Raw genomic sequence first — 14,210 nt, 5'->3', positions numbered from 1 at the left:
CTGCCCCTTCCCGAAAGCTTGCAGCAGCTTCGGGGCTGCGCCCCGGACCCCGCTGTCTTCGGCTGCTGCGCCGTCGTGGCTGGTCGCGCCCACGTGGCGGAGCCGCAGATGTCACAGCCCCGCGCCCCTTAAAACCAGCCCCTCCGGCGTTTGAGATGGGGGTCCCCCCTGCTCGAGCGCAGCCGAGAGCTTGGGGGAGGGGGTCCGGGGGCTGGCCCCCGAAGCCTTCATGGCTCGCCCCCCGTGGTCGCGGCGGCCGAGAGAACCTCGTCCGGGGGCCCCGAGGCGATGACGCGGCCCGCTCTCATGACGTGCACGGTGTCGGCGAGGTGGGCCACGAGGTCCAGGTCGTGCTCGACGATCAGCAGCGCCGTGCCCTCCGCCGCAAGCGCCCGCAACACCCGTGCCAGAGCGGCGACTTCGGCCGTGTCGAGCCCCGCCGCGGGCTCGTCGAGGAGCAGCACGTGCGGGCCCCCGGCGAGCGCGCGCCCGAGCTCGACCCGGCGCAGCGTCCCGGTCGGAAGCCGCGCCGCGGGCCGGTCGCGTACGGGCCCGTCCAGGCCGAGCAGGGTCAGGGCGCGGTCGACCGAGCGGGCGTCGCGCACGCGGCCCTGCTCCGCGCCGACGGCGACGTTCTCGGCGACCGTCAGGGACGGGAAGACGGCGAGCTGCTGGAAGGTGCGGGCCACGCCGAGCCGGGCGCGGGCGTGCGCGGGCAGGCGCGTGAGGTCGAGGCCGGCGAAGCGGACCCGGCCGGTCATCTCGGAGTGTCGTCGGACCGTGCCCGCCAGGCAGTGGAACAGGGTGCTCTTGCCTGCCCCGTTCGGCCCGACCACGGCCGTGATCCGGCCCGGCGCGACCTCCACGTCGACCCCGTCGAGCGCGGTGAACTCGCCGTATCTGACGGTCAGTCCACGACCGGAGAGGGGTTCCGGGGGAGCGGGCGCGGGCCCGGCCGAGACAGGTGCGGGAGGCGAAGTCACGGGCGCGGACGGCAAAGCCACAGCCACCGAAGCCCGCGGCGCCGCCACCCGCAAACGTGCCGCCACCCGCAGCCCCAACGGCGTCAGCGCGGCCGTCCGTCGGCGTGGGCGGAGCCGGGCCGCCGCCGCGCGCAGTGCCTCGTACGGGCCGCCGGGGAACCGGCCGACGAGGACCGCGAGGACACCGATCGCCGCCGCCGCGACGCCGCCCCGCGCGCCCTCGTCCAGGCCCACCAGGAGCGCCGCCGCGAGCAGTGCGCCGAGCAGCGAGTCCGCGCCGAGCACCACCACGGCCGCGAACCAGAGCAGCCCGCGCACCGGGTCGAACGCGCCCGGGTCGAAGGCGCGCACGCCGAGTCCGAGCATGCCGCCGCCGAGCGCGGCGAGGGCGGCGCCGGCCACGAACGCGCAGATCTTCAGGCGCGGCACGGGCACCCCGGCCGCCGCGGCGCCCGCCTCGTGGTCCCGCATCGCGGCGAGCGCCCGCCCCGTACGGCCTCTGCGGAGCGCGGCGACGGCCAGCAACGCGGCGCTGAGCAGGGCGAGTTCGAGCAGGTAGTAGGCCCGGTCGCCGCCGAGTCCGGCCGGGCGGTCGAGGTCGAGCCCCGATGTCGCGTACGGCTGGGCGAAGACGAAGCGGCTCACGCCGACGCCGACCGCGAACGTGGCGAGCGCGAGGGCCAGGCCGTGCCGGCGGATCGCGGGCCCGCCAGTGAGCAGCCCGAGCGGCGCGACCAGGAGCACCGCGAGGCCGAGCGCCGGGAGCGTCGGCAGCGCGGGCAGTCCGGGGAAGCGCCCGGCCGCGAGCAGGGCCGTGAACAGGGCGCCGAGACCCGCGTACGCCGACTGGCCGAGGGAGATCTGGCCGCCCCTGCCGGTGACCACGACCAGGGAGAGCAGGACCACCGCGAGCGCCGGGACCTGGACGGCCGTGTGCAGGTCGGAGCCCGCGAGGCCGAGGGGGAGCAGGAAGAGCACGCCCGCCGCGAGCCACGCCCCGGGCGGGGTGCGCACGCGCGCGGTGGCGGTGCGCGGCAGCTGCGGTCCGCGCCCGCGCCCTGGCCCCGGAAGGACGAGCGCCGCGACGAGCAGCGCCACCACGAACAGGTTCGCCCCGAGCGCCTGCACCAGCGGCTCGCCCCAGCCGGACGGGTGCAGCCGGGTCAGCTGGGCCTGCGCGACGCCGATGCCGAGGGCGACCGCCACCGCGAGCGGCAGGCTGCGCATCCCGGCAGCCACGGCGACGGCCACCACTTCCATGACGAGGAGCGGCAGGCCGTACGGGTCGAGGCGTACGTAAGGGGCGAGCAGGACGCCCGTCAGGCCTGCGGTGAACGAGCCGAAGGCCCAGCCCGCGGCCGCGACCCGGTCCGCGTCGATGCCGCCGAGCACGGCCAGGGAGCGGTTGTCGACGACGGCCCGCAGCTCGCTGCCGAAGCGGGTCCAGCGGCTCACCGCGCCCACCGCGGCGGCGAGCAGGAGCGCCGTCGCGAGCTGACCCCAGGGCGCACCGCCGCCGAGCAGCTCGGGGACGTCGTCGCGCGCCCCCTGCCCCCACACGAGCGCCGCGCCCCCGACGAGGAGCACGAAGACCCCGATGGACGCCACGAGGGTCTGCGCCGGGTCGCCGCCGAGCAACGCGAGCGGCCGGAACACGGCCCGCTCCAGGACGAGGCCGATGCCGGGCGCGACCACGCAGAGCGTCACGAGGGCGGCCGGCCACAGCGGCCAGCTCCAGTCGACGTTCAGCTGGCGCAGCAGGTACGCGCAGACCATGGCGACGGCGCCGTGCGCGAAGTTGAGGACCCCGGTCGCCCGGTACGTGACGATCAGGCCGATCCCGGTGAGCGCGGCGGCGCTGCCGACAGCCAGTCCGGCGAGGGTGAGGTCGTACGTCAGGGAGGCCACGTCAGGGCTCCGGGTCCGCCTTGTCCGGCCCGCTCATGGGCTCGGGCTTGCGCTCGGGTTCGGGTTCGGGCTCGGGTTCGGCTGCGTGGCCGGGCGTCGGCGGTTCGCAGACCGGGCACGGGGTGAGGCCGGGGTGCGGGTCGGCGGGCACGGCCTCGGGTTTGCCCGCGACCAGGGGGCAGTCGGCGCGGTGGTAGAGCGTGCCGCCCGGCACCAGGACGAGCGCGTCGCTGCGGGGGCCCGGCGCGGCGGGCGGGCTCGCGGGTGCGCCGGGGTCGGCGGCGACGAGCAGCTCGTACAGCTCCTGCACGCGCGCCGTGGCCAGGGCGCCCCGGCTGCCGACGAGCAGGACCGCGCCCGCCACGATCAGGGCTGCCCCGGGCACCGTGCAGGAGGCGAGGTACGGGATCTGCCGTTCGGCGAAGCGCTCGCCGGAGGCCCCGTACCAGCCGATCACGCACAGCACGGCGCCGACGGCGAGGGCGGCGGTGCCGGCCCAGAGCAGCGGGTGGACGGTGCGGAGTCGGGCGGTGCGGAGTCGGGAGGTGCGCATCCGAGGCTCCCGGGGGATGAGTGGGGCTCTGTACCCATTTGTTCATGCCGGGGGACCGCTTGCACTCTGCCTCCGGGCGGTCGACCCTGAAAGCACCGGGCGATCACTGCCCGGACGATCGACCCCGGCGGTGAGCCACATGGTGCTCGGGAGCAGTACACGCAAGCGGGGCGGGACGCGGATCGCGGCGTGGGCGGCCGCCGCGATGCTGGCGGTCGGGGTGGCCGCCACAGGATGCGGGGACGACAACGGCGGCACGCCCCCGCCCGAGCCGTCCGTCACGCGCACCCAGGAGGCGCCGGACGTGCCCGCGGACCCCGCGGCGGCGGAGCGGGAGGTCAAGGCGAACTGGGAGAAGTTCTTCAGCGCTGACGTCCCGCTGAACGAGAAGGAGGCGGTCCTGGAGAACGGCGCCAAGATGCGGCCGGTCCTGCAGGGCTTCAACGCGGACCCGCGCGGCAAGCAGGTCGAGGCGAGCGTCACCGACGTGAAGTTCACGTCGAAGACCGAGGCGGACGTGACGTACACGCTGTCCCTGGACGGGCAGCCCGCGCTGCGGGACGCCAAGGGCGTCTCGGTGGAGCAGGACGGCACCTGGAAGGTGTCGGTCAAGACGCTGTGCGCGCTGGTGCAGCTGAACAGCGGCAATGCCTCGCCGGTGCCGGGCTGCTGAGACCGCCGGAGGCGGCTCCCCGAGGCGCGTCCTGGCCGCGGCGCTGACCGTGCTCGTGCTCCTCTCGGGCGCGGCCTGCGGCAGCCGGCTGCCCGAGAGCGACTTCACCGGGCGCGACGGCGCGAGCCGGCCGATGCCGACGCGGGCCGAACCGCTCCGCGTCGGCATCGTGACCAGCGCCACCAGCCCCGTCGGCGGCGAGGCCTTCACCGGCCCGCGCGAGGGCGCCACGGCTTACTTCGACCGACTCAACGCGCGCGGCGGCGTCGACGGCCGCCGGGTCGAGGTGCACACCTGCGACGACGGCGGCAGCGGCGTCGGCAACAACGAGTGCGTGCGCAAGCTCGTCGACGAACAGCACGTCGTCGCGCTCGTCGCCACCGCCGTCCTCGACTACGCGGCCGCCCCGCGCGTCTCCGCCGCCGGCGTCCCCGACATCGGCGGCCAGCCGATCGGGCCCGCGTACGAGACGTATCCGCACCTCTACTCGATCTACGGGAGCCTCGCGCCGCGCACCGGCGGCAAGCCGGGCTGGGACGGGAAGCTGTACGGCGGCACCGAGGTCTACCGCTACTTCAAGCGCGAGCACGGCGCCCGCACCGCCGCCGTCGTCTCCTACAACCAGTCCGCGTCCGCCGCCTACGCCCGGCTCGTCGCCCAGGGGCTGCGGGCCGAGGGGTACGACGTGGTCACCGAGCAGGTCGACTTCGCGCTGCCCAACTTCCGTGCCGTGGCCGCCGACCTCAAGGAGCGCGGCGCCGACCTGGTCTTCGACGCCCTCGACGGGCACGGCAACGCCCGGCTCTGCGCGGCGATGGACGACGTCGGGGCCCACGTCACCGCGAAGGTCACCAACGCCCAGAACTGGACGGACACGGTCCGCGACGCCTACAAGGACGCGCCGCGCTGCCGCAACTCCCTCTGGGTGACCGGGTCGAGCCGCAACTACGAGGACACCGGGAACCCGGCCGTACGGGAGTTCCGGGACGCGATGAAGGGGCGGCCGCTCTCGCAGTGGGCGCTCGAAGGCTGGGCGGCGGCCATGTGGTTCACGGACGCGGCGAAATCGTGCACACGCGCGGAGCCCGAAACCGGCGCCACGCGCGCGTGCGTGGACGCGTACATGGAGCGGGGCGAGCCCTACAGCGCGGACGGACTGCTCGTCCCCGTCACCTTCGAGCACCTCCAGAAGCCGCCGGAGACCCGCAAGAGCTGTCTGTCCGTGGCCCGTTGGCGCGACGGCGAGGGCTGGGTCACCCAGGGCGACATGAACCGCAACTGCTTCGTCGTACCGCAACTGGCGTACGAGCCATGAGCCCTCACTGCCCCTGATGTGCTGAAGAGCTGCCAGGTTCCCGAAATCGCCTACCAATAGGGTAACTGTTCAAGAACAAGATGATGATGCCGCCCAACCCCCACCCCCTGGTTTCGGTCTAACCCTGCGGTAGGCGGACGAGACCGGACTGTCCGCGGGGAAACGTGGGATACGGGGACGCATGCATATCTCATTCCTGATACATAACGCGTACGGAATCGGGGGGACGATCCGGACGACCTACAACCTGGCCAACACCCTGGCCGAACAGCACGACGTGGAGGTCGTGTCGGTCTACCGACACCGCGACGAGCCGGTCTTCCGGGCCGACCCGCGCGTGCGGGTGCACCACCTCGTCGACATCCGCAAGGACACCGCGGGCTACGAGGGCGACAGCCCCGAATTCCGCCGCCCCGCCCAGGACTTCCCGCGCGCCGAGGGCCGCTTCCACCAGTACAACGCGCTCACCGACCGTCGCATCGCCGACCACCTCGCGACCGCCGAAGCCGACGTCCTGGTGGGCACCCGCCCCGGCCTGAACGTGGCCCTCGCCCGCCGGGCCCGCCGCGGCCCGCTCCGCGTCGGCCAGGAACACCTCACCCTCGACAGCCACTCCAGGGCCCTGCGCACCCAGCTGCGCGGCGCCTACCCCCGCCTCGACGCGCTGACCACGACGACCGAGGCCGACGCCACCGCCTACCGGAACAAGATGCGGCTGCCCGGAGTGCGCGTCGACGCCATGGCCAACCCGGTGCCCGCGCCCGACGTGGCCCCCGCCGACGGCACCGGCAAGTGGGTCGTCGCGGCCGGCCGGCTCGCCCCCGTCAAGCGGTACGACCTGCTGATCCGGGCCTTCGACCAGGTGCGCGCCCAGCGCCCGGACTGGCGGCTGCGGATCTACGGCGCCGGCCGGCAGAAGGACGCGCTGCGCGCCCTGATCGGCCAACTCGGCCTCTACAACCACGTGTTCCTCATGGGGCCCGCTCACCCCATCGACCCGGAGTGGGCCAAGGGCTCCATCGCCGCGGTCACCTCCAGCCTGGAGTCCTTCGGCATGACCATCGTCGAGGCGATGCGCTGCGGCCTCCCCGTGGTCGCCACGGACTGCCCGCACGGGCCCGGCGAGATCATCGACAACGGCGTCGACGGCCGCCTCGTCCCCGTCGGCGACGTCCGGGCCATCGCCGGCGGCCTCCTGGAACTGATCAACGACGACGACAAGCGCGGCCGGATGTCCGCCGCCGCGCTCGTCGACGCCCAGCGCTTCGACCCCGCGCGGATCGCCGAGCGCTACGAATCGCTGTTCACCGATCTGACCGCACGTGGCCCCGCGGGACCGCTCGGCCGGTTCCGCGGCTCGCTGCACCGCACCCGCGGCGCGATGCTCGACGGCGCCTACGCGGTCAGGGACGCGGGGCGCGCCGCCCTGAGAAAGGGACGGACCGCATGAGCGCGCTGCTGCCCCCGCCGTTGCCCGACGAGGTGCACGAGGCGGCCGGGACGACCGACGCCGAGCCCCGCGCCGACTGCGTCGCCGACTCCGCCGGCGGGCTCACCTTCGACCTCGCCGACCTGGGCCGCCCCGGCGCCGCGTACCTCCTGCTCCGGCTGCGCGACCGGCAGCCGCACCGCGCCCACACCGAGACCCGGCTGCCGCTCACCCCGGCCGCCGACGGCCGGCTGCGCGCCGTGCTGCCCAGCAGCGTCCAGCTCGCCGAGGGCCGCTGGGACGTGTACGTCGACCACGGCGACGCCGCCCCGCGCCGCCTCTCACCCGGCGTCAACGACCTGCGCTCCCTCGTCGACCGGACGCCCAGCGGCACCCGCCCGCACGTCGCGGTACGCATCCCGTACGCCACCAAGCACGGCAACCTCACCGTCCGCGCCTGGCACCGAGCCCCGCACGCCGAGGCCGGCGAACTCCTCATCGAGGGCGCCGGGTTGACCGTACGCGGACGGCTCATCGGCGCACCGTTCGCACCGGGCGGGTACGCGGAGCTGCGCAGCCGGCGGGCCGGTGAGGCCCCGCGCCGGGTCGAACTCGGCGCGTCCGGCGAGGAGTTCGGGCTCACGGTGGCGTACGCGGAGCTGGCCGAAGGGCCCGGGATCTGGGACCTGTGGCTGCTGCCCCAGGGCGCGCACGGACCGCAGGCGCGGGTGGCCCGGCTGCTCGACGACGTCGCCGACAAGAAGCCGATCTTCACGTACCCGGCCGTCCGCACCGGACCCGTGGCCGTCGGCCCGTACTACACCCGCGACAACGACCTCTCGCTGCGGGTCACGGAGGTGGGCTGAACGGAGGTGGGCTGAACCGACTCCGATCGCGGACCGCAGCTGTCCGCGACGGCTGGCAGACTCGCCCGCATGTTGGAGACCTCGGCACGACTCCTGCGCCTGCTCTCGCTGCTCCAGGCCCACCGCGAGTGGTCCGGCGCCGCCCTCGCGGACCGCCTCGGCGTCACCCCGCGCACGGTCCGCCGCGACGTCGACCGGCTGCGCGAGCTCGGCTACCCCGTCAACGCCTCACCCGGCACCGGCGGCGGCTACCGCCTCGGCGTGGGCGCCGAGATGCCGCCCCTGCTGCTCGACGACGAGGAGGCCGTCGCCGTGGCCGTCGGCCTGCGCACCGCCGCCGGGCAGGGCATCGAGGGCATCGACGAGACCTCCGTACGGGCCCTGGCCAAGCTGGAACAGGTCCTTCCGGACCGTCTTCGCCGCCGGGTGAGCGCGCTGAACGCCTTCACGGTGCCGATGCTGCACGCATCCGAAGCGTCCGCCGTCGACCCCGAAGTGCTCACGGAACTCGCCCACTTGTGCCGCGACGCCGAACGTCTCCGCTTCGAGTACCGCGACCACGCGGGCCGCACCGGCCGCCGCACTGTCGAGCCGCACCGCCTGGTCTGCACCGAGCGCCGCTGGTACCTGGTCGCCTGGGACCTGGACCGGGACGACTGGCGCACCTTCCGCGCCGACCGCATCACGCCCAGGCCCCCGCACGGCCCCCGCTTCACGCCCCGCACCCCGCCCGCGCAGGACCTGGCCGCGTACGTCTCCGAGGGCGTCTCCCGCAGGGCGTACGCCGAAGAGGCCCTGGCCCGCCTCTTCGTGCCGCTCGCCGACGCCGCCCAGCGCATCTCGCCGTCGGCCGGGACGCTCGAAGCGGAGAGCGAGTCCACCTGCCTGCTGCGCACGGGGGCCGCGAGCCTAGACGTGATGGTGATCCATCTGATGCTCCTGGGCGTCGACTTCGAGGTCCTGGAACCCGCGGAACTGACCGCCCACATCAGATCCGCCCGCGACCGCCTCTCCCGCGCACTGGCCCGCTGAACCCGCCCTGTCAGGGGGCACGACCACCCCCTGCTACCGCCCACTCCGGCAGGAGTCCCGTGCCCGATTTCCGCCGTGCGGCGCAGGGCGGGCGGTGGACCGGGGAAAGTGACCGGGAATTGGGGGCGGGCTCTCGGGAAACGGCCGGAGCCGCTCGTGGAAAGGCCGTTGAATTCGGTGGGTCGAACCCGGGCGTGCGAATTGCTGGACCATGCGCAGGTAAAGGCGGCGCGGGCCGAAATAATTCGGGACCGCCCGATCGTGTGAAGCGGGAATCGGCAAACACATGTGGCAATCCTGTGACACAAGCGTGACCTCGAAGGTGCAAGTGACCCTGGGTGCCCGCCCGTCCCGGGTTTTCTGCAGCCCTTTCACTTCCCGCCGCGGGCGGCCTACGGTGATCGCATGGCACCCACACCCACACCCCCCGCAGAACCCGACGACAGCCCCGAGGCGTACGTCGGACTCGACGCCGAGGGCGCCGAGCGGCAGGCCCGCGAGCGCGGCTGGTCCACCGTCAGGAGGCTGGCGCCGGGCGCGTTCGTGACGATGGAGTACCTCGCGGGTCGGCTCAACTTCGAGGTCAGCGAAGGCACCGTGCAGCGCTGCTGGAAGGGCTGAGCGCCCGCCGCCGAACGGAACCTGTCGCCGGTACGGCGAGGGCCCCGGCTCCCTCAGGGGGGTCGGGGCCCTCGTGCGTGCGGGGAGAGCTGTGCGTACCGCCCCCGCGGGCCTCGGGTCAGCCGCCCGCCACCGGGTGGGCGGGCGTGGAGCGGGCGGTGCGGGTGGCGCTGTCGCCGTGCGCGGGCCGGCGGCTGCCGGTCGGCGTGACGGGGGAGCGCTCGGAGCGCACTGTGTACCGCTGCGTGCTGAAGTGCGTCGGCGTACGGCCGCTGCGCGCGGCGCCCACCGGCTCGCGTACCGGCACGTCGTCCTCGGTGCCGGGGACCGGCTGCGGGAACAGCGGGGGTCCGTCGGCCGGGGCGGGCGCGGGGATACGGCCGCGCAGGCCCGGCAGGTACCGGTCGAGCTTGGCCAGGATCCAGGCCTCGACCCGGGTGACCAGCGGCTCGAACCAGGGCAGCGCGAGCAGGATGAGGAGCCCGGCGGCCCAGCCGAGGAGCACGTCGCTCAGCCAGTGCGTGCCCAGGTAGACGGTGCTCAGGCCGACGCCGAGCGAGACCACCGCGGAGAGCGCCGAGAGGTGCCGGCGGGTCCGGGCGGTGGAGGCGAGGTACGCGAGGATGCCCCAGGTCACGACGGCGTTCGCGGTGTGGCCCGAGGGGAATATGTCGCCGGTCAGCCACATCTCGTTGGAGCCGATGGAGGTGGCGTAGTGCGGGCCTTCGCGGCCCATGCTCAGCTTGGCCGCGCCGACGGTGACGTTGAGCAGCAGCAGCGAGGTGCCCAGCATGAGCAGCGGGCGCAACGTGTGCTGCCGCCAGGAGCGCCAGCCGAGCCAGGCCGCGACCATCACGGCGGTGGGGCCGCGCTGGCCGAGCACCACGTAGTAGTCGATGAACGCGTGCACCTCCGGCCACTGCTGGTAGGGCCGGAAGAACATCAGCTGCCAGTCGAGCCGGACGAGCCAGGACGTGTTGATGACGGCCACGACGATGAGCAGGTAGAAGACCAGCGTCGAGCCGAACAGCACGATCCGGTGCGGACTCATACGAGGTACTTCGAGGCCCGCCGGCCGTTCGGGTTCCCGGTCTAGCCGGGCAAAGAGCCGGTCCAGACGGGTCAGGTTTGGTTCAGTACGCACTCAATCGACGCTACAGCGAGTGAGTGCCCGACCCGGCCGAATCAGAGGGTTTGTGATGACGATGTGATGTGGGATTGCTCTCAGCGGGGGAGTTATTCGAGAGCCCCGAGCAAAAGCTGATGACCTTGGATCGGTATTTATTCGATCTTCATCTGCTGTGATTTCGGATGGCGTCTGAATTCATTCCGCGCCGAGTGCCGCCCATTCCGCTGCGGCCCGCTCGCCGGTCACCCGCTGTGTCCGGGGGCGGCCGCCGTGGCGTCGGGACGGCCGGATCAGGGCGGTCCCGACCCGTTCAGCCAGAACGCCCCGTACACCGCCGAGCCCACCGCCACCGCCGCGAGCAGCGCCGCCGACCGGGAGGTGCGCCACCGCGCCAGGCCGACCGCGAGCGGCAGCAGCAGCGGGAAGGCGGGCAGCAGCAGCCGCGGCTTGGAGCCGAAGTACCCCGAGGCGCAGAGCGCGAGCACGACGACGATCCCGCAGTACACGAGCAGTGCGTACGGCTGCTTCTGCCGTACGCACAGCACGTACAGCCAGATCACCAGAGCGACCCCGGCGATCAGGCCGAGCCCGGCGAGCACCGAGGGGAACGACGTCAGCATCGCCCCGACGAACCGCGCGAACGCGATCCCGCCGTCGAACCCGTTGCCCCACTGCGCCTGTACGTCGAGATAGCCGAGGATGCCGTCGCCGGTCCGCCGGCCGACCCACAGCACATAGCCGGCCGCCCCGAGCGGAGCGAGCAGCACGCCGAGGACGAGCCGCCATCCGGCCCGGCGCTCGCGCGCCACCGTGACCGCCGCGGTTACCCAGACCGCCGCCACCACCGCGGCGCCCACCGGCCGCGTCAGCCCTGCGAGCGCCGCGAGCACCCCCGCCCACACCCACCGCTCCCGCAGCACCGCCCACAGCGCCCAGGCCGCGAGCGCCGTGAACAGCGACTCGCTGTACGCCATCGACTGGACGATCCCGACCGGCAGCACCGCCCACAGCGCCACCGCGCAGACCCCGGCCCTCAGTGCCCGTCTCTCCGGGCTTTGCGGGCCCGCGACGCCTGGCACGGCGCCTCGCCGCACGGCCGAATCACCCAAGTACGTCCAGTACGAGGGCGATCCGGCCGCGCGCCGATGCACCGCACCAGACGCCGCGGCCTGATCCGCAAAGCCCGAAGAGACGGGCCCTGGCCCGTACAGCCGCTCCGCGATCAGGAAGATCGCGAGCGCCGCCGCGAGCGAGGCGAGCCATGCGACCAACAGCCCGGCGTCCGCGTACGACAGCGGGGTCAGGGCGTGGCCGAGCCGCTCCAGCCAGGGCAGGAGCGGGAAGAACGCCAGGTTGGAGTGGACCGAGCCGTCCGGCAGGCGGGTCTCCCAGCCGTAGCCGAAGTCGGCGACGCGGGTGTACCAGAGCGAGTCCCAGCGCGCGCTGAGCAGCCGGTGCGCGCTCTTGCCGTTCGCCGCCGACCACCCCGCGAGCACCAGAAGCCCGAGCGCGCGCACCCCGGCGTACACGAGCAGCGCGGGCGCGGTCCGGCGCAGCGCGCGGCGGACCCGGTCGCGGCGGTCGGTCGGCACGTACGGGGCAAGATCGGTCACGGGCTCGATTATGGGCGGAGCGGGGAACCACATACCCCCGGGCGGTCGTAGAAGGGGAGAGAGCCCTCTGCGCGGGGGCGCGGGGGTGCGGGGGAGCACGGGGGAGAGGGGGCCGGGCGTGGCGTACGCCACACTGCGTCGTTCAGCTACGTGAGAGGTGGGACACCCATCACCGCTCTGAACTCGCGTACGCTGACTGCTCACTCGTACACCCGGTCGGGTCCAACGCCGCTGGCAGAGCCGCCGCCGACCGCCTGAGTACGGGATCACTGGGAGGTACTAGATGACCGGGACGACCACGGCTGCTCCGAAGCGGCCCTCGGCTTCCCGGTTCCTGGAGCGGATGGGTATCGGACGCCCGGAGGGGGCCAACCGCTGGGTGGTCCTCATAGTCCTGTGCGTGAGCCTCGCGATCGTCGCCATCGACTCGACGGTGCTGCACGTGGCCGTGCCCGCCGTCACCGAGGACCTCAAGCCCGGCGCGATCCAGCTGCTCTGGATCGTCGACTCGTACCCCCTGGTCTGCGCCTCCCTCCTGATCCTCTTCGGCACCCTCGGCGACCGCGTCGGCCGCAGAAAGGTGCTCCTGCTCGGGTACGGCCTCTTCGGCTTCGCCTCCGCGATGGCGGCGCTCGCCCACGAACCCAAGACCCTGATCGCGGCGCGCGTCCTGCTCGGCGTCGGTGGCGCGATGATCATGCCCGCGACGCTCTCCATCGTCCGGCAGGTCTTCCCTGACCGGCGCGAGCGCGCCCTCGCCATCGGCATCTGGAGCGCGGTGGCCGCCGTCGGCGCCGCCGCGGGACCGCTGCTCGGCGGCTTCCTCCTGGAGCACTACTGGTGGGGCTCGGTCTTCCTCATCAACATCCCGCTGATGTTCGCCAGCCTCCTCGTCGGCCGCTGGCTGCTCCCCGAGTCCCTCGGCGACCGCAACGGCCCGTGGGACGTGGTCGGCGCGCTGATGGCCGCGGCCGGACTCTTCGGCGTCGTGCTCGGCATCAAGCGCGCGGGCGGCGGCGAGGGCGTCGTCAGCCCGATGACGCTCGTGCCGCTGCTTGTCGGCGCGCTGCTCCTGGTGCTCTTCGTGCGCAGACAGCGCCGCCGCGAGCACCCGCTCGTCGACCTCAGCCTGTTCTCCCGGCCGGCCTTCGGCACCTCCATCGGCTGCATCATCATCGCGATGCTGGCGCTCGTCGGCCTGATGCTGATCGCCGCGCAGTACCTGCAGCTCGTGCTCGGCCTCTCGCCCCTGGAGACCGGCCTCAGGATGGTGCCGCTGACCCTCGCCGCCATGGCCGGCGGGCTCACCGGCTCCTCGATCCTGCCCCGGCTCGGCCCGCGCGTGATGGTCTCGCTCGGCTTCTGCCTCACCGCCGTCGCCGTCCTCACGCTCACCTTCATGGGCCACAAGGACAACCTCGCGCTGCTCCTGACCGGCTTCGTCCTGCTCGGCTTCGGCCTGCAGACCACGCTCTTCGGGGCGTACGAGTCGATGCTCAGCGACGTCAGCCAGGGCCAGGCGGGCGGCGCCGCGGCCATCGGCGAGACCTCGTACCAGCTGGGCAGCGGCATCGGCATCGCCTTCATCGGCAGCGTCATGAACGCCGCCTACGGCCCCCGCCTCGACTCCGTGCCCGGCGTCCCGCACGCCGACGTCGCCGCCGCCCGGCACTCCATCGGCGAGGCCTACGAGATCGCCGAGGGGCTCGACGCCGGGGCGGGCGAGGCCCTGCGCACCGCGGCCCGCGACTCCTTCGTGCACGGACTGCACGTCACGCTGTACGCCAGCGCCGCCCTGCTGCTCGTCGGCGCCCTGGCCGCCCTGCGCTTGCCCCGCTCCATGGACCTCTCCGCCTCCGTGCCGGACGAGTCGACAGGCGCCGACGCGGTCACGGAGACCGGCAAGGCCGCGGTGCCGCACCCCGGCCGGCAGACCGCCCCCGCCCAGCGGGACCGCGAGACCCTCGCCGCCGAGTCCTCCGCCTGACGCCGCGCACCGGCCGGGACACTCTGGACGTGCGGCTTCCCCGAGCCGTACTGTCGGCAGCACACCGTAACTAACGCTGCTAGTTTTACGTGTCCGGAGGC

Annotated in this window: 11 protein-coding genes; 7 read left to right on the top strand and 4 right to left on the bottom strand. The window is 73.7% G+C overall.

Annotated features, from left to right (window positions below):
* Positions 1–227: 227 nt before the first annotated feature.
* Together QIS96_RS26310 and QIS96_RS26305 are read right to left on the bottom strand one after the other, a co-directional pair.
* The gene (locus tag QIS96_RS26310) at positions 228–2,891 is read right to left on the bottom strand and encodes an ABC transporter permease subunit (protein ID WP_282545228.1); all 2,664 of its coding nucleotides are present in this window, start codon (positions 2,889–2,891) and stop codon (positions 228–230) included.
* Between the two features lies 1 nt (position 2,892).
* Entirely contained in the window at positions 2,893–3,444 is a 552-nt protein-coding gene (locus QIS96_RS26305; protein ID WP_282545227.1) for a hypothetical protein, read from the bottom strand.
* A 139-nt stretch (positions 3,445–3,583) separates the two neighbouring features.
* On the opposite strand from QIS96_RS26305, the gene QIS96_RS26300 reads away from it, so the two are divergent.
* The 6 genes from QIS96_RS26300 to QIS96_RS26275 all read left to right on the top strand — a co-directional run bounded on the left by QIS96_RS26300 (position 3,584) and on the right by QIS96_RS26275 (position 9,380).
* On the top strand, positions 3,584–4,117 hold the full coding sequence (locus QIS96_RS26300; RefSeq protein WP_282545226.1) for a hypothetical protein: 534 nt from the start codon (positions 3,584–3,586) through the stop codon (positions 4,115–4,117).
* Positions 4,092–5,432, top strand: coding sequence for an ABC transporter substrate-binding protein (locus QIS96_RS26295; protein ID WP_282545225.1), 1,341 nt, complete (start codon positions 4,092–4,094; stop codon positions 5,430–5,432). Before QIS96_RS26300 ends, QIS96_RS26295 begins: the two co-directional genes overlap by 26 nt.
* Positions 5,433–5,613: 181 nt before the next feature.
* Complete coding sequence (locus QIS96_RS26290) at positions 5,614–6,882, top strand: glycosyltransferase family 4 protein (protein ID WP_282545224.1); 1,269 nt, start codon at positions 5,614–5,616, stop codon at positions 6,880–6,882.
* The gene (locus tag QIS96_RS26285; protein ID WP_282545223.1) at positions 6,879–7,727 is read left to right on the top strand and encodes a hypothetical protein; all 849 of its coding nucleotides are present in this window, start codon (positions 6,879–6,881) and stop codon (positions 7,725–7,727) included. Before QIS96_RS26290 ends, QIS96_RS26285 begins: the two co-directional genes overlap by 4 nt.
* Before the next feature lie 69 nt (positions 7,728–7,796).
* Positions 7,797–8,759 (top strand): helix-turn-helix transcriptional regulator, encoded by a 963-nt coding sequence (locus QIS96_RS26280; protein ID WP_282545222.1) that lies wholly within the window; start codon positions 7,797–7,799, stop codon positions 8,757–8,759.
* Between the two features lie 405 nt (positions 8,760–9,164).
* Positions 9,165–9,380 (top strand): I78 family peptidase inhibitor, encoded by a 216-nt coding sequence (locus tag QIS96_RS26275; protein WP_282545221.1) that lies wholly within the window; start codon positions 9,165–9,167, stop codon positions 9,378–9,380.
* A 118-nt stretch (positions 9,381–9,498) separates the two neighbouring features.
* Here QIS96_RS26275 and QIS96_RS26270 read toward each other — a convergent pair whose 3' ends face one another.
* Together QIS96_RS26270 and QIS96_RS26265 are read right to left on the bottom strand one after the other, a co-directional pair.
* Positions 9,499–10,524, bottom strand: coding sequence for a phosphatase PAP2 family protein (locus QIS96_RS26270; RefSeq protein ID WP_282545220.1), 1,026 nt, complete (start codon positions 10,522–10,524; stop codon positions 9,499–9,501).
* A gap of 275 nt (positions 10,525–10,799) precedes the next feature.
* Complete coding sequence (locus QIS96_RS26265) at positions 10,800–12,122, bottom strand: hypothetical protein (RefSeq protein WP_282545219.1); 1,323 nt, start codon at positions 12,120–12,122, stop codon at positions 10,800–10,802.
* A gap of 283 nt (positions 12,123–12,405) precedes the next feature.
* On the opposite strand from QIS96_RS26265, the gene QIS96_RS26260 reads away from it, so the two are divergent.
* The gene (locus tag QIS96_RS26260; RefSeq protein ID WP_408907257.1) at positions 12,406–14,109 is read left to right on the top strand and encodes an MFS transporter; all 1,704 of its coding nucleotides are present in this window, start codon (positions 12,406–12,408) and stop codon (positions 14,107–14,109) included.
* The last annotated feature ends 101 nt before the right edge of the window (positions 14,110–14,210 follow it).

This window comes from Streptomyces cavernicola, from assembly GCF_029968035.1.
In the GTDB taxonomy this organism is placed as follows: domain Bacteria; phylum Actinomycetota; class Actinomycetes; order Streptomycetales; family Streptomycetaceae; genus Streptomyces; species Streptomyces cavernicola.
The sequence above is the reverse complement of the archived record's forward strand: the minus strand, read 5'-3'. Positions and strand labels throughout refer to the sequence as shown.